This is a genomic window from Phycisphaeraceae bacterium, from assembly GCA_019636795.1.
Taxonomy (GTDB): Bacteria; Planctomycetota; Phycisphaerae; order Phycisphaerales; family UBA1924; genus JAHBWW01.
This window is the reverse complement of the sequence record JAHBWW010000006.1, coordinates 307,713-328,540: the sequence shown is the minus strand read 5'-3', so window position 1 is coordinate 328,540 and position 20,828 is coordinate 307,713. Positions and strand designations below refer to the sequence as shown.

The 20,828-nt window shown below is 61.3% G+C and carries 16 protein-coding genes and 1 tRNA gene; 4 read left to right on the top strand and 13 right to left on the bottom strand.

Annotated features, from left to right (window positions below; genetic code table 11):
• Positions 1-53: 53 nt before the first annotated feature.
• The 11 genes from KF757_13990 to KF757_13940 form a co-directional block, all read right to left on the bottom strand.
• A complete protein-coding gene (locus KF757_13990; protein MBX3324087.1) occupies positions 54-2,690 on the bottom strand; it encodes a DUF4132 domain-containing protein in 2,637 nt (878 codons plus the stop codon).
• Between the two features lie 3 nt (positions 2,691-2,693).
• The gene (locus tag KF757_13985) at positions 2,694-3,092 is read right to left on the bottom strand and encodes a hypothetical protein (protein ID MBX3324086.1); all 399 of its coding nucleotides are present in this window, start codon (positions 3,090-3,092) and stop codon (positions 2,694-2,696) included.
• 1,124 nt (positions 3,093-4,216) lie between these two features.
• Positions 4,217-5,149, bottom strand: a complete 933-nt coding sequence (locus KF757_13980; GenBank protein ID MBX3324085.1) for a TIM barrel protein — start codon at positions 5,147-5,149, stop codon at positions 4,217-4,219.
• 56 nt (positions 5,150-5,205) lie between these two features.
• Positions 5,206-6,471: a hypothetical protein gene (locus KF757_13975; GenBank protein ID MBX3324084.1), complete on the bottom strand. Its 1,266-nt coding sequence runs from the start codon at positions 6,469-6,471 to the stop codon at positions 5,206-5,208.
• Positions 6,472-6,553: 82 nt separating this feature from the next.
• Entirely contained in the window at positions 6,554-7,939 is a 1,386-nt protein-coding gene (locus tag KF757_13970; GenBank protein MBX3324083.1) for a Gfo/Idh/MocA family oxidoreductase, read from the bottom strand.
• 553 nt (positions 7,940-8,492) lie between these two features.
• Positions 8,493-8,702, bottom strand: a complete 210-nt coding sequence (locus tag KF757_13965; protein ID MBX3324082.1) for a hypothetical protein — start codon at positions 8,700-8,702, stop codon at positions 8,493-8,495.
• Between the two features lie 7 nt (positions 8,703-8,709).
• Positions 8,710-9,690: an RNA-directed DNA polymerase gene (locus KF757_13960; protein ID MBX3324081.1), complete on the bottom strand. Its 981-nt coding sequence runs from the start codon at positions 9,688-9,690 to the stop codon at positions 8,710-8,712.
• Complete coding sequence (locus tag KF757_13955) at positions 9,653-9,970, bottom strand: helix-turn-helix transcriptional regulator (protein ID MBX3324080.1); 318 nt, start codon at positions 9,968-9,970, stop codon at positions 9,653-9,655. Before KF757_13955 ends, KF757_13960 begins: the two co-directional genes overlap by 38 nt.
• Before the next feature lie 24 nt (positions 9,971-9,994).
• Positions 9,995-10,285 (bottom strand): hypothetical protein, encoded by a 291-nt coding sequence (locus KF757_13950; GenBank protein MBX3324079.1) that lies wholly within the window; start codon positions 10,283-10,285, stop codon positions 9,995-9,997.
• Positions 10,286-10,696: 411 nt separating this feature from the next.
• Entirely contained in the window at positions 10,697-11,629 is a 933-nt protein-coding gene (locus tag KF757_13945; protein MBX3324078.1) for a sugar phosphate isomerase/epimerase, read from the bottom strand.
• The gene (locus KF757_13940) at positions 11,626-12,471 is read right to left on the bottom strand and encodes an SUMF1/EgtB/PvdO family nonheme iron enzyme (protein MBX3324077.1); all 846 of its coding nucleotides are present in this window, start codon (positions 12,469-12,471) and stop codon (positions 11,626-11,628) included. The genes KF757_13945 and KF757_13940 overlap by 4 nt, the downstream gene beginning before the upstream one ends.
• A 157-nt stretch (positions 12,472-12,628) precedes the next feature.
• On the opposite strand from KF757_13940, the gene KF757_13935 reads away from it, so the two are divergent.
• Positions 12,629-13,630 (top strand): FAD:protein FMN transferase, encoded by a 1,002-nt coding sequence (locus tag KF757_13935; GenBank protein MBX3324076.1) that lies wholly within the window; start codon positions 12,629-12,631, stop codon positions 13,628-13,630.
• Positions 13,631-13,718: 88 nt separating this feature from the next.
• Here KF757_13935 and KF757_13930 read toward each other — a convergent pair whose 3' ends face one another.
• Complete coding sequence (locus KF757_13930) at positions 13,719-14,345, bottom strand: hypothetical protein (GenBank protein ID MBX3324075.1); 627 nt, start codon at positions 14,343-14,345, stop codon at positions 13,719-13,721.
• 315 nt (positions 14,346-14,660) lie between these two features.
• On the opposite strand from KF757_13930, the gene KF757_13925 reads away from it, so the two are divergent.
• The 3 genes from KF757_13925 (at position 14,661) to KF757_13915 (ending at position 17,429) form a co-directional block, all read left to right on the top strand.
• Positions 14,661-16,028 carry a S8 family serine peptidase gene (locus KF757_13925; protein MBX3324074.1) on the top strand — a complete coding sequence of 456 codons (1,368 nt, stop codon included), beginning with the start codon at positions 14,661-14,663 and terminating at the stop codon, positions 16,026-16,028.
• 101 nt (positions 16,029-16,129) lie between these two features.
• Positions 16,130-17,269 carry a hypothetical protein gene (locus KF757_13920; protein MBX3324073.1) on the top strand — a complete coding sequence of 380 codons (1,140 nt, stop codon included), beginning with the start codon at positions 16,130-16,132 and terminating at the stop codon, positions 17,267-17,269.
• Between the two features lie 78 nt (positions 17,270-17,347).
• Positions 17,348-17,429 (top strand) — tRNA-Tyr (locus KF757_13915).
• A gap of 44 nt (positions 17,430-17,473) precedes the next feature.
• Here the strand turns inward: KF757_13915 and KF757_13910 are convergent.
• Positions 17,474-20,671 carry a hypothetical protein gene (locus KF757_13910; GenBank protein ID MBX3324072.1) on the bottom strand — a complete coding sequence of 1,066 codons (3,198 nt, stop codon included), beginning with the start codon at positions 20,669-20,671 and terminating at the stop codon, positions 17,474-17,476.
• Positions 20,672-20,828: the final 157 nt, after the last annotated feature.

The following is a 20,828-nucleotide window of genomic DNA, read 5'->3' as shown; positions in this document are numbered from 1 at the left end:
CACGCCCGCCCGGACGCGGCGACGGCGAAACATGCTTCCGCGGCGTGCGTTTGTCACCGGATTCGGTCGCGCCCCACAGACTCAATCTGGCTCAGGATCGTCGGGTCGGTGATCCGTTCGTCGGCTGCGAGCAGGAAAGCCTTGCTCAGAATCACTGACAGCGTGCGGTCGCCTTCGAAGGGGAGGAAGACATTGGCTGTCGACTTCGAATCGGTCTGGTTCGGCACGATGCACAGGTACTGATCGTTGGGCTCCATAAGGATGTTGCCGCTGCCGAGGTGAATCTTATAGGTGCGCTTCTTGCCAAGGACGACGAGGAAGCGGTCGGTGAGCGTGCAGGCGGCGGCGATCCGGAGTTTGGGCACGAGGCGTTCGAGCAGATCGCGGCGCGAGGCGGCCGTGCCAGAGAGTTCGCCGAAGGAATAGGAGTGCCAGTAGTCGTGGTGGTGGCCCTCAATGCCACCGTCCTGCCAGACCGGGTTGTTGCCGATGCTGGCGACGCCGACGAAGAGGTCGACATCGCGCATGATCTCGCTGAGGACGAGAGGGGGAATCCGGTCGAGGGGCAGCGGCTCGCCCGGAGTGGCGCCGTCCCATCGGCGCTCGGTGTAGCCGCCGCCGCCGGCGTGGGCACGCACCTGCACCGACTCGGCGGCGTAGAAGCGGACCTGATCGGTGGCCAGATGATGGAACACTCCCGCGTCGTTGGTGTGCTCGCCGTACTCCTCGCCGACGCCCTCGATCCAGAACTCGGCGCGAATGCCGTAGTGCGCGAGCACGCGGTGCGCGGGCGGGTACTCGGCGTCGACCATGAGCCGAAGCTGGTTCTTCCAGCCGCGGGCCAGGCATAGCGCGTTGAACTGGTGCTGACGGACGATGTGAGCGGCGAAGCGGTTCGAGTAAGTGCCAGTCGCCCGCTCGGCATCGGTCAGCAGATACACCTCGCGGTGGGCCTGCTTGAAGGGTTGGCGGATGCAGCGTTCTTCGAAGAAGCGACGCCAGGCCTGCACCTCGACCAGCGGCACGTCGATCGGGTGCCAGAGTGAAACAGTCGCATCATCGGCGATCGCGCATGGCGAGCCGTCGGAAGTAGCGAAGCCGCCCGCCTCGTCGAGCCAGCAGACGGCTTGCTTCGCGTCGCCCTCGGCGATCGACCAGATGATGCGGCGAGCGATGGTGCCGACGAGCGGGTGGTCGGCGTAGCGCTCGCGCCACACGCCGACCGGCCACGAACGGCCGGCGCAGAACAGGCTGTCGATGCGGTCGCGCTGCGCAGGGAGCATTTTCTGAATGTCCGTGGCCACGGCCTTGAGTTCCTTGAGATCGGTCGCGTATTCCTCCTTGATCGCGGCGGGGACGGACTTCTGCTCCTTGCCGCCCTCCTTGATGAAGACGAGTTGGGTCGAGACGCCGTCGACGATGCGCAGTTCGGCGGTGCAGTCGCCCATCACCTCCCGCCGCACGCCGACTTCGGTGAGCCCGTAGCCAGGGACGGCCATTTCCTCGATGTCGTCGCGCGAGACACCAGCACGCCGGGCAGCGGTGTCGAGAGCCTTGCCGATGATCTTCTGGGCCGAGCCGAACTTGACCTTGACGCGCAGCATCGCGATCTGCCCGAGCGGAGCCTCGCCGGGCATGGCGCTCAGAGCGTTGATCGCCGCGTTGCCGACCTTGGTGGCGCGGGGGCCGATGCCGGGGACCTTCTTGTAGCACGAGAGCGCAAGAGCGCCCAGCGCGCGGGCGAGGTCGGGGCTATCGAACGTGCCAGCGATCCAGCAGAGCCCCTTGAGGATGACGGCGTGCGTGTCGGGGATAAGGCGGTCGGAGCCGGGTTGTTGGGCCGTGTGCCGATTGGGATGCGGCCGGGTGCGAGGCAGGTCGACGAGGGGGAACCACGCCAGAACTGCCCGCTGAAATGTGTGGCTTCCGACATGGTCGAGCAACTCCGCACCGCGTTTGAGCCACTTGCTCGACGGGCTCGCCGCTTCCGCCCGGACGCAGTGATAAATGAGGTCACGCCAAGCCTCGCTCGATGCACTGTGTTCGATCTCCGCAAGGGCGGCATCGGACCAAGCGTCGCCAGGTTCAAGCAGGAGCGGGACTTGAACGCCCAACAGTTCACGCGCGCGGATCGTCCACCGGCGATGGTCGGGATATTCGCCGTCCCATGACGCCATCATATTCTTGAGTATCTGGGCCATCGGCTGCGAGAGACCGTGGTCTTTGGCGTGACGCTCGATCATCGCAAGTGCCCCGCCTTCGTTCAGGCTGTGCCAATGAACACCCTGGAACATGCGATTGCGGATATCAAGAAAGCGGAGCAGTTGGGGCTCGGTGAGCGAGAGTTTCCGGCTGAACAGGTCTGCGAGCAGCCTCTGGTAGATCAAGAACAACCGGTGCGCGGTCGCGGGCGGATCCTTTGGACACCACTCCCACTCTTCTTGCGGACGGTCCTCGAGTCTCTCAAGTCGAGCAAGAATGCAACCGAGTGCTCGGGTCCTGGTCTCGTCATCGGCTTCTCGGAGCTTAATGGTTTGAGGAAGCCCGTCAAACTTCCCCCAAAATGCGTAGCCGCCTGGGTCGCGCTCGATGATCTGATCAATGAGTGCGTCGAGTTCAGGCGCGGCCGCAAAAGCGTCCTCATGCCGCGATGACGTCGACTCTTCGCCGCGCTTCTTTCGCCCGAACACCGCTTACCCACCCACCAGCATCACCAGCCGCAGGAAGGTCACCTCGGTCCCGTGGCCGATCTCCACGGTCTCGTCGAGCGACTCGGTCTGGCGGTCGTTGACGAGTACGAGGATCCGGTTGCGCTCGTAGGCGTCGATCGCGTGCTCGTACTGCGGCTTCCACTGAATCTCGCGGCCGCGCTTGATGCGAAAGCCGTTGCGCTCGGTCTCGGCCTCAGACGGCTGGACCAGTCCCTCGAAGAACCCGTCGCGTTGTGAACGGTTGTAGTCATCGACCTCCTGATACACACGCTCGCGGATGAGTTCCCGCACCGTGATGCTTTCGGTGGGGAACGTAAGTTCGAACCGCCTGTCCACGGTCCCCGTCAGGTCCTGATCGATGATGGTCAGTGTTGCAGACATCTCGTCCTCCACGGCTAGGAGCAATGGTAGCTGGTTCTCACGATGCTCGGCGCCCTGCTCAGAGCGGTGTGCTTCGCCGGGAACCGTGATGCCCGGGGTACCTTGCATTGTTCGATTTCCTTCGAATTCGCGAGCGCACGAAACGAACCACGCACGTTCTCACGCATGAGCAGAAGCGAACAAAGGAGCGCTACCACTCCAGCTACACTCCTAGGTACAATCACTTGCACGCCGGAGTGTTGTTCGTCGAGCTCCTCCGTGGAGAGTGGTCGCACGAGTTGCTCAAGATCAAAGATGGCAAGGCAATCATCAGAAACGCAGCGACCCACAAATGGAGCGTAATCTGTTCACCAAGCGTGCAGAGCCAACATTCCATCAATACTCATGAGCCATTGTCACCCATCCACCGATCGTGCAGCGAACCCATTTCGTCCAGTTCACCCGCAGTCTTGAACTGGACGTTCCTCGTGTTTGCCTGTGCTTCAAAAATTATCTCAGATCTTCAAAGAGACCGCAGAAACCCTCGTGTTTCGTCAGTTGGGCGTGACGAGCGGGCGATCGGACTCGTTCAAAAAATGCTTAAGCGGTCTGAACCCCGACCAAAGTACGTCCAGCTCTATTCCCAAGCCGGTTGCGAAAGCAGCCGGCTTTGTGGTTTTTGGACCAGGCCGATGAGAGACACCCGCGTGTGTCGGCCACAATTCGGCCCGTTCCCGCATCACTGGGGCCGGTGAGCTAACGCTCCCAAACCGTGACGAAGACTCTGGTCTTGTCGCGGGGATTGCTGGCTCTCCCGGTATGAAGGGTCGTTTGGTAGATCTCCAACGCTCCGCACGCGAGCACTTCGGCCTCGATGAGGCGAGTTGCCTCCTTGCGAATTCCCAATCGATGACGTGACACCGGAACTACCTGCTCACTGTGCTTTCCTCCAGACATTGAACTGTTGTACATGTTGGCAGATTCCGTGAGATTCGTCAACTACGGCGTGTGTACGTTTGCTACAAGTACATGGCACCAAAGTTACTCTCGCCTCACCCGTATCGACAGATACGGCAAGAGTTCTCTCTGCATCTGACTTTTCTCAGCGTGCCGCCCCTCTGGTAGGGCATGATACACGAAACAGGTCAGAAGTCATCGCAAGCTCGGTACGCGTCGATGACCGCCTGATCGCCTTCGGACCCGCCGCGGCTGTTGCCGTGCTCCATGCCGAGGATGCCCGTGAACTTGCGATTGGCCAGATGCTTGAAGATGTTGCGATAGTTGATCTCGCCGGTGGTGGGTTCGCGGCGTCCCGGGTTGTCGCCGATCTGGAAGTATGCGATTTCATCCCAGCAGGTGTCGATGTTCGGAATGAGGTTCCCTTCGGTGATCTGCTGGTGGTAGATGTCGAAGAGGATCTTGCATGATGGACTGTTGACGCCCTTGCAGATGGCATAGGCGTGCGTGCTGCGGGCCAGCAGCATGCCGGGGTGGTCGCGGAACGGGTTGAGCGGCTCAAGGACCATCACCAGGTTGTGCGGCTCGAAGATGTCGGCCGCCATGCGCAGCTGCTCGATGGCGTACGCGGTCTGCACGTCTTCATGAAGGCGATCGTGCAGACGCCCCGGGACAACCGTCATCCATGTCGCGTTGACGCGCTTGGCGCATTCGACAGCCTGGCGACATTCACTCAGGAACTGCTCGCGGTCGTCCTTGTTGCGCGCGCAGAACGAATGCTTCCATGCGGTGCCGGGGTTGCAGACGAACACGCCCATGCGGATGCCCAGTCGTTCCATCGCGGCTGCGATGCGTTTCTGCTCGTCTTCGCTGCGGCCCATCATGCCGTTGTCTTCCCACGCGGTGAAGCCCTGCTCGCGGGCGAACTCGAGCTGCGCAACAGCGTCGCCGCCCGCAAGGTTGCCAAACATGCCAAAGTGCGGGGCGTAGGCCATCTTGAAGTCACCCGCGCGGCGGGCGATGCTCGCGGTGCGCGAGGCCGACGCATGACCAGAGGCAGAAGGGGCCAGAGAAAAGGCACTGGCAGCAGCAGCGGTGGCGAGGAAAGTGCGGCGTTCCATGGGGGCTCCGTGTATTGGTTGGTCCGTTTGCCGTAGGTCTAGGTGACATTTCTATTTCAGTTACACGCAGAAGAAAAGGCGTTCAAAAATGCTGCGACATCGAAAAAGTCAAGTACCCCATCTCCATTGAAGTCAGCCCGGCATGGCGTACAAAAATCAAGACTCCAACGGAACGGCAGATACAACGAAGAGAACTGTTGCACATGTGTGTTGCCCACAATGACGGCGCCTTCTGAGGAAACGCCGGATGCCTCCGACGAATCGACGCCAGCAAGACCCAAATCCTCCATCCCGCCCAGACTCGTCCAGCGAAACGCTCTATAGTAACCATTTGGGTTCTTCGAACGTCCGACGACGACTGCGCCTGTGCGCGAAAGGTCGCGTACTTCCGTTTCAAGCCCCCCAAGCGTACCCAAGTCGACCGAACCTCCGGTCGCAGTCCAGCGGAACGCCCTAAGCTGTCCCCCATTTGACGCCGTATAGATGACCACATTGCCGTCCTTTGACAGGCGGGGGGACCTCCAGCCATCACTAACGAGAGCCCATTCCGGAGGTGGTCCGACATCCACCATTCCGTCTGATTGGGTCCATCGATAGGCCCGAAGCTGGTTGGTTGCCGAAGTAGAATAGCCAGTGATGGCTAGTCCATCGTGCGAAATATCGGTTGGCGAAGACTCTGATCCGCCCAGAGTTCCGAGATCTTCCATTCCGCCTTCAGACGTCCAGCGGAAAGTCCGACCCTGGGATGGCAGGTTGCGAGCTTGTCCAACGACCACCTCTCCCGTCGCTGATGTGGCCCTTGCGTAGGCTGATGTATACCCAGGAAGCAGCCCCATGTCCTGCATTCCATGGGCTTGAGTCCAGCGAAATGCTCGAGAACTATTCGATACAGTGCAGTATCCAACGATGACAGATCCATCATACGATACATCACTAGCCACAGCATTCGGAAAGTCCGGCAGTGACCCGAGATCTTGTGTGCCGCCAGATGGCGTCCAACGGAATGCTCGCTGGTGCGAGGGCGAGTTGGACCACCCGACGACAACATCACCGAGATGCGAGATTCCTGTGATTGCAGAGTCTCCGCCGAACGTGAAATGAATTGTTCCGTCCTGCTCAGACCAACGGAATGCAACAGTCCTGCCAGACTGGCTTCCCCGCCCAACGACTACGTCTCCGTTCCCGGATACGCCAGCAGCAAGTGGTGCAAAGGAGAAACCTGTGGGGTTAAATGTTTGCAGGCACGACTGTGCGACAGAGAACTGACAGGAAATCATAGTAAAGGAAATGGCGGCGGTCGCGAGAAGGCTGTGGTACTTCATAACTGTCCTCCAGATTGGTGCTTAAATGGCCTGATTTATGGCACCGCAGGCTAGCACTTCCGGTTTGTGACGGATTGAGGGATCAAACATACCGGGTCTTGCCCGGCACCGCGACAGCCTCGACCGGCAACTGGCCGAAGTCGAGGGCCAGAGGCGTGAGATCGAGCGGGGACTTGAGCGCGGCTTCCCACGTAATGGCCTGACCCGAGTACGCGCTCATGCGGCCCATGATGGCGGTGAGGGTCGATTCGGCGACGGTGCGAGCTTCGTTGACGCGAGTGCTGCTGGTGATGGCGTCGATGAGGTCGCGGTGTTCGACGACGTACGGATTTTCAGCCTTCCCGGAGTAGCGCCACGCCAGGCCCGGGCCTTCGAGCCGCGCCGAGCCGTGGTTGGTGTGGGCGCTGCCCTTGGTCCCACGGAGAAACTCTTCGACGCGGTTGTCGCAGCCGTCGATCTGCCGCGACATGCTGACCATCCTGACGCCGTTGGCATACTCATATTCGACCGCGAAGTGATCGAAGATGTTGCCGTATTCAGGCCCCGTGCGCACCTGGCGGCCTCCCATGCCGATGCACTTGACGGGCGTTGCCTGCATGGCCCAGTTGATGACATCGAGATTGTGGACGTGCTGTTCGCAGATGTGGTCGCCGCTGAGCCACGTGAAGTAGAGCCAGTTGCGTGTCTGCCATTCCATGTCGGTGTATTCCGGGCGGCGGTTGTGGACCCACAGCCCGCCCTGATTCCAGTAACAATTGGCGCTGAGCACCTCGCCGATCTGTCCGTCGTGCACGCGCTGAATGATGTCCTGATACAGCGCGTGATGCCGTCGCTGCGTGCCCGCGACGACACACAGGCCCTTGCGATCGGCCTCGTCGCTCGCAGCCAGCACGCGGCGAACGCCCGCGGGATCGACCGCAACGGGCTTCTCCATGAAGACATGCTTGCCGGCGTTGATCGCGGCTTCAAAGTGCGACGGACGAAAGCCCGGCGGCGTGGCGAGGATCACATAATCGACATCCTTGAGCGCCAGAAGCCTGCGGCAGGCATCAAAGCCATGAAAGCGGTGCGCTTCGGGCACATCGATGCGGGCTTTGGCGCGTTCCACGCCGAGCAGGTTTTCGAGGCTCGAGTTGACGCGGTCAAGATAGAGATCGGCCAGCGCGACGATGCGTGTGGCGGGGTGCGCATCAAGCGCATCAACCGCAGCGCCGGTGCCGCGTCCGCCGCAGCCGATGACGCCGATGCGAAGAACCTCGCTCGCGTTGCGCCGGGTGGCGAAGGCGAGGGCTCCGGGTGCCAGCGCCGCAGCGGCCGAAAGGGCGGCCGAGGTCTTGACGAAATCGCGACGCGAGCAGGCGGCATCGCGAGCAGACTGGGCTTGATTGGAGGCTTGATCGGGGGCGTGATGGGTGGCGTGGTGGGTGGCGTGGTGGGTGGCGTGGTGGGTGGCAGTGTGCTCGATCATGACGCAGAATCCTCTCGGGCCCGGCATGGGCCTGAGTGCAGGATAGCAGAACGAGCCGAGCATGGCACGCCGTTTTCATCAAGCCGAGGACCGGTTGCGGCCAGGCGAGCCGCAGTCTCGGCCGCCCGGGCTGCCGCGACCTGCCCGGGACGCAGCCCCTCGTGGCCGGTTGGGGCCGTGCCATCCCGGCCCGGGCGCGCCGCGCGACCATGAGCCGAGGGCACGCCGCCGTGTACCGAGCGGGTTCAGCCGCGTACTAAGCGGGTTCAGCCGCGCATTAAGCGGGTTCAGCCGGGTGCCGAGTGCGGACCGCCGCGTGCGACCCCAAGCCCGCCGGCCGCTGACGCTCCTCCAGCCCGGGCTAGTGCTCCATCAACCCGAGCTTTTGCTCTTGCAGCCCGGGCTTTTGCTCTTGCAGCTCGAGCTGGCGCTCCTGCAGCTCGAGGAATTATAGTTTCAGCTCGAGGAATTATTGTTTCATCTCGAACTGGCGCTCCTGCAGCCCGAGGAATTATTGTCTCAGCTCGAGTAATTCTTCCTGCAGCAGCCCTTATCAGGACCTCGGCCCAAGCCCAAACCCCGCCGCGTCTGGATAAAAACGCCCCCACCACCGCGCCAGCACGCCCAGCCCCCTGAAATCAGGCAGAAATTCCCCAAAAAACCACCACGTCCCCCACCGCCCGCGACACCGCACCACCCCGCGCCGCCCAAGCCCGCCCTCAGGCCTCAGCGGGGGGTGCCGGGGGGCAGCAGCCCCCGGCATCAGCGATTCATGCGGTTAGGGATGGCACATCAAACTTTGTATGCAACTGCTGATTCCAATCTACTCCATACAACATGCCCTTTAGTTTCTCCCCGGCTTCTCTGTCCGCGCTTCGGATGTGCGAGACTTTGCCGGTTAAGCTACTCTTCAGCCTGTGCAACTGCACGCCGCGCTCGATGGCAACCACAGCCGCGCCCACGTTCAAGCATTCCCAAATGTCGGCCTTAACCTCTGCTATGAACTCTCGCGTTGGGCGTATCTTGTCGTTCACTCGCAGTTTGGTGATCAACTGGGTTTTGCTTCGGTCCATGTAGTGAATTTTCTCCGGCGCGACTTCATAGCCGCTCTCTTTCACCGCTTCAACAATCGCGCCTTGAAACTTCGTCAAATCCGTGTTGCCTGAAATTGCCATGTCATCAACGTAACGTGTAAAGTTCAATCCGTGCCTGCGGCAGAGCGCGTCTATGCGCCGGTCAGCTGGTTCGAGCGTGAGATTGGCCAAGAAGCCACTGGTAGGGCTACCTTGGGGCAGCTCATCATCTTTGATGACGAGGCGTAGAACCGCGTCCGCAGCCGCATCGCTAATGCCGATCCGTTCGAGAACAGGCCGAATCATCGCAGACCTGGTGCTGGGAAAGAACGCTTTGACATCGAACGTCGCCACCATCTTCCAACCGACGTGGGGCTTGGCATGATCAAAGATTGAACGCTTGGGAACGCCGCCCATCAACCAACGCGGATAACGGACGCACTCTTGGAGGACTTCCAGAAGCATTCGTTGCAAGTCGCGCAGTGGTCGTGCGGGTGGTCGGATGGTACGGGTCTTGCCGTTAGGCTTAGGCACCTCAAAACTTGAATAGAGCTTGGGCGCTTCTAGTACAAAGCGGTCCAGTTGGTTTACAGGGAGATTGACTAAGGCCGCGAGTTGCTGAATGGTGACGACGCGCGGCTCAAGCGGGCGTCGGATCGTCGGCGGCTCTTGTCGCATTCTCGTACACCCCACGAACGATGATCTTTGCAAGCTCACACATGCGCCGGTCTTTTTCGCTCAAGTCTGCGGGGAGTTCGACGGCCTCCCAAATGAGGACTTCGGAGGAAACATCAAGCGCGGAGGCAATGCGTTCGATGACCTTGATACTGGCGTCGCGACGGTCGCCCTCGACGAGGCTCAGAAACGAAGGAGTAATTTCCGCCCGCTCGGCCAGTTCCTTCTGGCTCACACCCTTGCGGGCTCTCAACGTTCGAATGGCTTTTCCTACGGCAAGCATTCGTGAATCTCGTGAAAAGGGGGTTTAGTTCTGTTCGTCGTCGAAGAAGTGGAAGAGCAAGTCGCGCATCCAGGGAACGAGCTCGATGAGCACTCTCAGGATGCCGCCGACATGCCGTTCGTCTACCTCCACCATACCGTCGATCTGATTGCTCCTTGCTCTTTCGAGCAATCGGACAACCTCGTCGATCGCCTGACGCCGATCACCAACCAGGGTTGCCCGCATCTTGGGGTCGTTCAAGACCTCAATCGCGGACACTACCTGAACAATCGGGAGTCGAATGACTCCACGCCGCAGTCGTAAAGGCTTGTTCATTGCTGAACTCCTTATATTAGTACCACCATGCTTTTGCACGGTGACAGGGAACGGAATGTCGCGCCTACCAAAACCATTTTGGCGAGAACCGCGACAAACCCCCGTTCTTTGACTGCTGCTCTCTATACGATTGAACAAACAAGTCTCTTTACGACGACGCACATACTCCGTGCTCGGTGCTGCTCATGCCGGTCCTCGTTGCCGATTCCCTTGCACTAGTAGCCCACGACACGCTCACTGTGGGTCGCGCGACGGAGTGCCCTTGGCGAACCTTGGGCACTTGGTGGTGGTACCATCACTCAACTGCGGTTTGCGATTGCCAAAGAGCACGCCCCGCCATTGGGGCTGGACATACAGTAGGAGGTCTTTGCTGTATTGTCAAGTCTCCACCCCCACCCACCACCCTCCTCCTCACACGTTGAGCACATCATCCATTCTGCGGGAAATATCCGCCAGGCGTTCGCGGTCGCCGCCGCGCACTTCAGCCGTGGCCCAGCCCGTGAAGCGGATGTCATCGAGCGCGCCGCGCACCTCCGGCCAGTCGCAGTCGCCCTCGCCGATCTCGACGTTGAAGCCTTTCCACAGGCCTTCCTCATCGCGCTTCTTGCGGCTGAACTCCTTGACATCAATCTTCAGAATGCGATGCCCCAGCGTCTGAATCCAGTGCGCGGGCCAGCCATAGTTGACAATGTTGCCCACGTCAAAGTACCACCCCACGCGGTCCGACTCGAACTCATCGACATAGCGGGCCGCCTCCAGCGGGCTGAGCAGGAAATGGTTCCACACGTTCTCGATCGCAATCTTCACATTGAGTTCGCGGCAGAGCGGCAGCACCTTGCGAATCTCATCCTGCGAACGCTTGTACGCATCGGCGTACGGCACCACCTTGTTGACCACCGCCGGCACGAGCAGCACCGTCGAGCCGCCAAAGTCGTGACACTCGCGGATGCAGGCTTCGAGCGCCCGCAGGCCCTCGGCGCGGGTCGTGTCGTTGGGTTCGCTCAGCGGGCGCGACCAGTGCGCCGCGTTGACCACGCCGGGCACCTCGATGCCCGTTTCCTCCCTGGCACGCAGTACATCAACCAGTTCGACGCGCCCCGGCGAGTCAAGCTCCACGCCCTCAAACCCGCACTCGGCCGCGATCTGAAACTTCTCGACCGCGGTCGAGCCTTCGGCAATCATCCCGAGCTTGAGCGCCTTGCGCACCCGGCGCGGGCGCGGCGCCGGATCGACCTCCTGCACGCGGGCGCGAGGAACTGATCCGAGCGCTGTCGCAGCCCCGACCGCGGCAACTCCGACCGCAACACCAGCGACAAAGTCGCGACGACTCAGAGGCTCACTCATGGTTCATGTCCTTGCGCAGGGTTGTGTGTGGCAGCAGGAGGTTGCGATGTTTCGCCGACGGTTTCATCGTCGCAGATGATCCGCATCCCCACCCAGCTGGCGTCCGAAAGCCACCACGTGCTCTTGGGGATCTGCGGGTCGGTCATGTTCCATTCCCAGTCCTGCTCGGCAAACGAATCGGCGGTGGACTCTGCAGGCTCGTCGCGATACGACCCCCCCGCCGCCCGAAAGCCCTTGCCATCGAGCGTGCGGACCCATTCCATGACGTTCCCGTGCATGTCATACAGGCCAAACGCATTGGGAAGTTTCTGTCCGACAGGGCGCGTGGCTTCGTCGGTGTTGCGCGCGGTCCAGGCGTGGTCGTCGATCGTCGCCGCATCGGCAAATGAGTACGGCCCCGCCGCCCCCGCCAGCGCCATGTGCTTCCACTCGGCCATCGTCGGCAGGCGATACGTCCGCCCCGTCTTGGCGCTGAGCCATTGGCAGAACCCCTCAGCCCCGCGCGTCGTCATGCTGATCGCCGGGTACCCCGCGTGCCCGAAACCACGATCGGGCGGAATGTATGGGCGGCTGGGCCTGCTGACCGCGTCGGCCTGCGTGCCCTGCTCGTCAAGATTGAACACGAACACGTCATACAGATCCCATGTCAGTTCGGTCGTCATCGCCCAGAAAGGCCCGACCTTCACATCGATCGCCGCGCCATCAGGCCCAGGCAGCGACACCACGCCCGCCGGAATCTTCACCATCGTGAACTCAAGCGCCGTGCCCGGAACCGTGCGCAAGCGGCGCGACTGAGCATGCGCATCATCAGGCGAAGGCATGATCGAAGGCTGATCGATCACGGGGCGATCGATCGGCGGCGGCTGGTGGCCCGGCGGCGTTTCGTCGGGCGGGGGGCTGGGCGATGAAATCGACTCAGCGCGATGCTGCGCATGAGCAGCGTTCGAGGTCGGTGACTCCGAACAGCCTGATACACTCAGTGCAATGGGCACAAGTGTCATGCACAGGCCATGGATGAACGTGCTGACGAGCGGCATGGTGCTCCTTGCGTGGGTCGCGTCGGCAAGCGGTCAAACCCCCCTTGCCCGCTACGAGTGTACACGAATCGTCATGGGCGTTGCAGCACGGGTCGTGTTTTTTGCTCAGGACGAAGCCGCCGCCCGCCAGGCCGAGCGTGCGGTGTATGCCCGACTCAACCACCTCGACGCCGTCATGAGCGACTACCGCAAAGACAGCGAACTCATGCTCCTGTGCTCACGCGAGGCTGGCGTCTGGCACGAAGTCAGCGACGACCTGTGCACCGTGCTGTGGTGGGCCAAAGACCTGGCGGATCTGAGCAGCGGCGCGTTCGATCCCACCGTCGGGCCGACCGTGCGCCTGTGGCGAGCTGCCAGACAAAGCGGGGAAATACCCGACGCCAACGAACTCGAAGCCGCCCGGCAGGTCACCGGCCACGAACTCATGGAAGTGGACGTTGCCACGCGCCGCGTACGGCTGGCCGCCGCCGGAATGTCGCTCGATCTGGGCGGCATCGGCAAGGGCTTCGCCGCCGACGAAGCCCTCCGCACGCTGGCAGAACTCGGCATCGCTTCGGCACTGATCGACCTGGGGGGCGATATCACGGTCAGCCATCCGCCGCCGGGCGAAGCGGGCTGGCGGGTGCGAGTCGAAGCCGGGTCCACAGACGCGATTGAGTTGATAGTGGCCCATGCAGCGGTTGCAACCTCGGGCGATCGCGAGCAGTTCGTCATCATCGCCGGCGAGCGCTTCTCACACATCATCGACCCGCGCGACGGCCACGCACTGACGCACAATGCAGCCACGACCGTCATCGCCCGCAGCGGCACCCTGGCCGACGCACTGGCAAGCGCAGCCTGCGTGCTGGCAGCCAGTGGCGACGAACAGACGCTCGCCAGTCTCTCCGCCCGCTTTGACGAAGCCTGGATGCGCGTGACAGCACACGGGCGGAGTGCCGAGTTCGGAACGTTGTATGAACGCTGAGCCGCGCTCCGTGCGGCTCTCAACCGGGCTCCCACAAGATTGTGGGCATGCGACTACGGTTCTCTGCTTGATGATTCGGGGAGGCGATTCACCGCCTGCGGCGCGTAAGGGCGGAGCCGAAGGCGAGCATGATTACGGAGGCTGGCGCGGGGATGATGCGGATGGTGGCAGAAGAAGTCGAGAGCGAGATGCCTGGATCCAACGTGTTCGGCCAATTCTCAGAGCTAAGATCTGGATCCCGCCAATACAAGATAGCAGTGAGATATTCAGCATAAGGTCGCAAGTTCACATGCAGCAGGCCGGTTGTGTCGGGCGTTGTCTCAATCTCGAACATCAGAATCGGGAGTGGATTGCGCTCGTCGATGATGGCACCTGGGACCTGCGGCTGTCCTATCGCAAAGTCGCGCAGCCACGGTCCGTCCGGTGTACCCCGCTCGAAAAAATAAAACAAGCCCTGGAGAAGTTGCGAGACGTTGGCAAAGGCGACAAGATCACCGGATACCTCGATGCTACCCAATGCGGAATCCATGTTTCCAACAGTCTCAGGTATACCGTTCACTTCATAGGTCGCCCACATCCAGACTTGGAATGTATCTCCAGCCAAAACAGTTTCGGGGGCTTCGAACCACGCGCGGAACTGGCGATCCTGAGCGAAAGCAAGCGACGGGAGCATGGTGATGAGAAATGCTGCGAGGATGATGACGGGTCTCACCATGGCTGAAATCTCCGAAACGTGAGAATTCTTGTACGGTTGGTCCGAATTCCAATTGCGTGTTCCGTATCTATTCAGTATGATGCGTCCGCCCTGTGTCGTCAACCTGAATTGGAGGATTTTATGGCACGTTTTCATCGGTTGATCGGTGTGGCTGCGATCTTGTTCGGCTGGATTTTGCTGCCTGTGGGGGGGGGCGTTCGGTCAGTTGGGTGGCGGGTTCGGAAACATCGAGCCGACATTGCTGGTCAATGACCCACTGTTCCAATCGTCAACGCTTGCCCCGCATGGACAGCACTCTGGCTGCACTCGACCAAGGTGACGTATGCGTGGACGCTGGTCGGGTATAACACGCTCGATTATCCATACGCGATCGATCACAACGATCCGAACACGACGATTGCAATCATCGATTCCGGGATCGACATGAACCACCCGGAGTTTGAGGGCAAGATTCATCCGGCAAGCGCGACGATCGTGTATGGCAGTTCCGATTTGCATCCAATAGCATGTCCTTGCGACCCAAGTGTCTTTGATCCTCCTGATCCAGAAGGTGGCCCGACAGATGTCGAAGATCTACTTTGGGTTGGAGGTGGAACACCACACGGCACAATTTTGGCAGGCCTTATTGGTGCGTTAACCCACAATGAGACCGGTATTGCTGGCGTGTGCTGGGATTGCAGCTTGCTGATAATCAGGGTGACTCCGCGGTTGCTTGATCCCTGTCGAGGCTGCATGCACACGGCAGCGTCTCTCGCCACTGCCATTCGTTACGCTGCGGGCTGGAGTCCCGGAGACCTGGAATGCACTCCAGCCACATGGGGCCCGGTTCGTGCGCGGGTCATCTGCACGGCTCTTGAAAGTATCGATGGGTATGGCTCATCCGAGTTCTGCATTCAAACAAACCCACTCAACATCGCCATCGACCAAGCCTACGAACGCGGCTGTATTATCATTGCCATCACCGGCAACAGTGCGTCGACGCCGCAAGATCCCTGCTGGACTGATGACTACCCCGACGAACCGGCATGCACAGCCGGGACTGGCGGCACGACTACGAATCACCCGCTCGGGTGGCATCCTAAAACGATCACTGTCGGCGGTGCGTGCCGGACTGGGCAGGGATGGCATTGTCATTCGCGCATTAATCCGCTGCGGTCGGCGCTGGGTTCGTGCAGAGCAAGTATCTTTCCTGATTATGACGACACAGATCATGTTCCTGTCCTGAGCGTTGTCGCGCCGATTGAGGATATTGTGACGACGTTTGCATATGACGAAGTGACGGAGCAGGGTGCTGAGTATGGGTTTCTGAACTCATTTTCCGCTGGCACGTCGTGGGCTTCGCCGCAGGTTGCGGGTATTGTGGCGTTGATGCTGAAGGTGAATCCGGGCCTTTCTTTTGAAGATGTGAAGTGCATTCTGGAAGCAACTGCGACTGACATCGGGCCGACGGGATATGACAAGTGGACAGGTTATGGCCTGGTCAATGCGCGCGAGGCGGTGAAATATGCGATGATCCTCTGCATGCCCGCAAACTTCAACGGCGATGAGAACATCGACACGCTCGACCCCATCGACTTTCTCATCGCCTACGGCCAGGGGGACGTGACGGCTGACCTTGATCTCGACGGCCAGCACACCGAAGCGGATCTGGCGATCTTTCTGAGCAGTTACCTTGCGGAGTGAGAAGCAACGCGAGCACAAAATCTCACCCCCGCCATGGTGGAAAGCAAGCCCACGCCTCTCTGGCTCACGATTTGCCTCCCTGCGCATTCTGCTACCATGTCATGCTACTCGAAGTGAAAGGAATTCCGATGCGGTATGTGGCGTGTGTGGCAGTTCTGGCGGTGTGGTCAGCGGGGTCGGCAGGGTCGTTCGCTCATCCCCCCGAGGCCAGCGGCGAATCCGGGCACTTCCTTCATGCCGAGCACTGGTCGCATGCAGCCCCCGCTCCGATCGATGGGCTTGCGCTGACGCATGCGGTCACGCTCGGCCACGGTGACCATCGCTACGAATCTGTCCCCGATTGGTGCAAATTGCCATTTGAAGGCCCGATGGGCAACACGCATGGCGGGCTGGTCGTCGACAAGTCGGGGTTTGTCTACACGAACACCGATACCGCACGCAGCATCATGGTCTTCGCGCCCGACGGCACACTCGTGCGCACCTTCGGCCACGAGTTCGTCGGCATTCACCACATGGTGATCGTGCTCGAAGGCAGCGGCGAAGAAGCGGTCGAGTTTCTCTACGCGGTGCATCTGGCGGGTGATGCCGTCGTCAAGTTCACGCTCGCCGGCGAGGTCGTCTGGCGGCTGGGCGTGCCGGCCGAGTCGGGCAAGTACGACGACAACCCCGGAGCCTACAACCCGACCTCAGTCGCAGTCGCCCCTGGCGGCGATATCTACGTCGCCGACGGCTATGGCCGAAACTGGATCCATCAGTTCGACAAGGATCGAAACTACCTTCGTAGTTTCGGCGGCCCCGGCAAGGAACCCGGGCAGTTTCAGACCTGTCACGGACTGGGCATCGACACGCGCAGCGACACACCCATGCTCATCGTCTGCGACCGCGAAGGACGCAGGCTCCAGCGTTTCACTCTCGACGGCGCGTTTGTCGATGTCGTGGCGACCGACCTGCGTCGTCCGTGCGCCATCGCATTCTGGGGCGGGCTGATGGGCGTGGCCGAACTCGAAGGCCGCGTCGTGCTCATGGACAAGGACTTCAAGATCGTCAGCACTCTGGGCGACAACCCCGACCGCGGGCAATGGGCCAACCACGGCGTGCCGCCCGAGGCATGGCAACCCGGTGTGTTCACCGCCCCGCACAGCATGAACTTCGACTCCGCAGGCAATGTGTATGTTCAGGACTGGAACGCCTCGGGGCGAATCAGCAAGCTGCAGCGCCTCCCGCCCGATCGCGATCAGTAAAAGCACCAGAAGTCGACCGAGTTGTCGCCGGGGCCAGCCAGGCGTATTGTTCGGCCCGCGCGCCGACGCGCGGGAAACGGGCGTGTACCCAAGTGGCCAAAGGGGGCAGACTGTAAATCTGCTGGCAATGCCTTCGCTGGTTCGAATCCAGCCGCGCCCATTCGAGAACTGTTCGAGCCGCTCATCACACCGGCAACCCACCGGCTACGGGCACCCCGCACTGAACGCCTGCAGGAACATCTGCACGTCAAAGAAATTGAACAACCCATCGTTGTTCAGATCGGCACGCGGATCACGGCTCGAAAAAGCCCCGAGAAATCCCTGCACATCGAAAAAGTCGAGCACACCGTCCCCGTTCCAGTCCCCCGGACACGCTACAGGCTGGTGTTCAAACGCCCCGATGTCAACAATCGGCCCAGGCCCGACCCCCGTATTCGCAACGCTCGCAACATCAACCTTCCTCGGCTGGCCCGCAAGATCGAGCACCGCAAACAGTGCCGGCAGATCCGGGTTCGATCCCGCATCGATGGCTGGCGAACTGAGCAACAGGGAAAAATCTCCGCCGTTCGCGTCCACGAACTGCGGATTGGCAGACAAATTTCCCATCCCACCACCACTCCAGCCCTCGATAATCGAATAACGCACCGAGGGCGGAGAGGTGAAGACAAAGATCTGCTGCTCCTGCGTCGTACCCCACCCAGCCGTGTTCTCCCACGCAACGGTATTGGCGATGATGACATTTGAATCGTGCGTCGAAATGCCGCCGCCGAGGTTGCCCGCTGTGTTGCGCGCGATCGTGCAATTGATGATCGCGGGCGCAGCCCCCTCGCTGATCACAATGCCTCCGCCGATGTTCTTGGCGTGGTTGCCCGCCAGCAGCGTATTGGTCGCATCGAGCGAACCCCCGAAAATGTCGATGCCCCCGCCCGATTCCCGCGCCAGATTGCCCTCGATGCGCACGCGATCAAGCGTCGCCTCCGCAAAAGAGAGGGCGAGCGCGCCGCCATACTCGGCCTCGTTGGCTTCGAGCGCCGAATCCTCAAGTTCAAGGGTCGCTTCGTACAATGCGATCGCCCCTCCGACCCATGATGCTTCATTGCCGCTCAGCACGCTCCCGACGATTGACACGCTCGCGCTGTCACCGATCTGCAACGCGCCGCCCGCGCCGTTGATTGTCCGGTTGATCATCAGCTCGCAGTCGACGATCTGTACGATGCTGGCGTCGAAGATTTCCAAGCCCCCGCCCCCGAACTCCGCCTGGTTGGCCTGAATCAGACACGACACGAGCGTGGCCTCCGATGCGGTATGGACACCGATGGCTCCGCCGTAATCGGCGATGTTATCGATGATGGTGCAATTGATGATCTCGGCGTGTGCTCCGTACCACAGCACAATCGCGCCGCCGACGAACTGGGCGCTATTGAGATCGAATAGACAATCTTCGATCCTCACGCTCCCCGGGCCGGACGCCGCGAGCCCGGCTCCCGAACTCTGGGCCGCATTCCATGTGATGTGGCAGTTGCGGATAGTGCAGCCCGACTCGAAGACGTAGATCCCGGCCCCGTCGCCAAAGGCAGCACCATCGCGCACCGTGAACCCGTCGAGCACCGCTGTCTGGTCGGCATCAAATGCGTCCACGACCGCGTACGAGTTGTCGCCTGCGTCGATGGGCACACCGATATCGCCCGACAGAATGGTCTCGTAGGCAGCCGGATCGCGCTGGCTGGCTTCGGTTTCGCCGCCTGTCGGATGTGATTGTCCCTGGAAGCCGCCGAGCAGGCTCAGGCCTCGGCGAAGACTGAAACGCAACCATCGGTCGTTGCTCTCGGCTCCTGGCAGATAGGTACCGTCGGCCACCCAGATCTCGAAGACCGGATTGCACCGCAGCGACGCCAGCGCGAGAACTTCGTGCAGGTCGCGGCGTGCGTCGGCCCATGATGTGCCGGCTCCCTCGATCGCAGCCTCCCCGTCCACCATCACGCGCTCTTCGCACTCATCAAGAATCCCGTTCCCGTTCTCGTCGGCCGCGCCGCCCGCAATCTCAATGGAATCCGCAATTCCGTTGTTGTTGCAGTCGAGGTCGCGCAGGCTCTGGCGATAGTTGGCCAGTGTCCACTTCGAGGCTCGGATCGTCAGTGCGGTATAAGAGGGCAGTGGGTGATTGAGCCCGCGCCCGGTTGGCTCGCCGCCGGGTCCAAGAACATTCGGGTTGGCGTAATTCGGAATATAAACATCGGGCCCGACCGACATGATGGTCCCATACAACGTGCCGCCCGACTCGTAGCGGTAGCCCCACGAGAAGTCGAAGGGTGCCGATTCGTCGTGCTGCCGATCGTGCGCGCACCCAAGATTGTGCCCCAGTTCGTGCGACGCCGTCAGGTGTCCGCCGCCCAGTTCTCGCCAGTTCATCACGCTGAAGGCCTGCGCCTCCGACCAGATCGCCCACCACGCCGCGCCGCCGCTGAAGCGCGGATCATCCACCACCAGCATGACCGTATCCGCTCGATACTGATCGCGCAGCGCATGAACCTCGTCAAGAAAGCCGTCGGTCGGATTGGTCACGCGAAAAAGATGGTCAAGCCAGTCAGGCGCCACTTCGTCATACGCGACCATCTCGAAGCCCGCGATACTGACCGCCAAGTCCTCGATCTGACTGTTGGCAGCAGCCGTCCCGGTCGCAGCAGCAAAGTCGAGCGCCCGAGCCTGAATCGCCCCGAACCCTCCGGCGGCCGCGAGCGCAAGCGGGGTGTACACGATCAGCACATCGATCGTGCCTGGGTCATCGGCGCACAGCGTTCCGCGCTGGGTCTTGAACGCAGCCCCTTCTTGGCGGGCCCCGAGCACGGCCTGGCCCATACTGACCCGATCATCGCCAAGCGCGGGCAGCCCGAGCGCGTGCGCATGACAGTTCACCAGCCGCGCCGCATCAAGCACACGAGGCTGCACCATGCCTGGCAGCGATCCCGGTTCAAGACCGATCACGTCACGCCCCATCCACACACCGCCGCACAACGTCCCGTCGGGCGCTTGCGCCAGCGAGAACGTACCTCCCCCGACCACCGACCCGCCGAGCATGAGCCCGGCATCCACATGCAGCACGCGCTCGATAACAAGACTGAGGCCCGATTGCGCGCGCTGACCCATAGCGAAACCGGACTGGCCCACAGACACATGCGACTCGCCACCCGACACGTTCCAACACTCTGGCGGCAAAGTCAGTTCAATCTGCACACCGGGCCGAGGTTCGCCGGGCACGACAAGGCGCACAGCCTCGGCCACATGCGAATTGCCTGCGGGCTGCACCTTCACATCTTCTCGCCCGCCCGATGCCGACCCCACAGCACACACCAGCGCAACCGCCACACCAAGCGCCCATCCCAGCCTGCCGTCAAGATGTCTCATGCCAACGCTCCTGGCCCGCCCCCAAGTGAACCGCGCACGCATCCGCCCGTCCTGTGCCCACCCCAGCATACTAACTCCGACCCATCGCCCACAACCTAATTTCAGCTACCCCGCCCCTCCCTTCCGCTCATGATTCTGATAACCAGAACAAATTGAA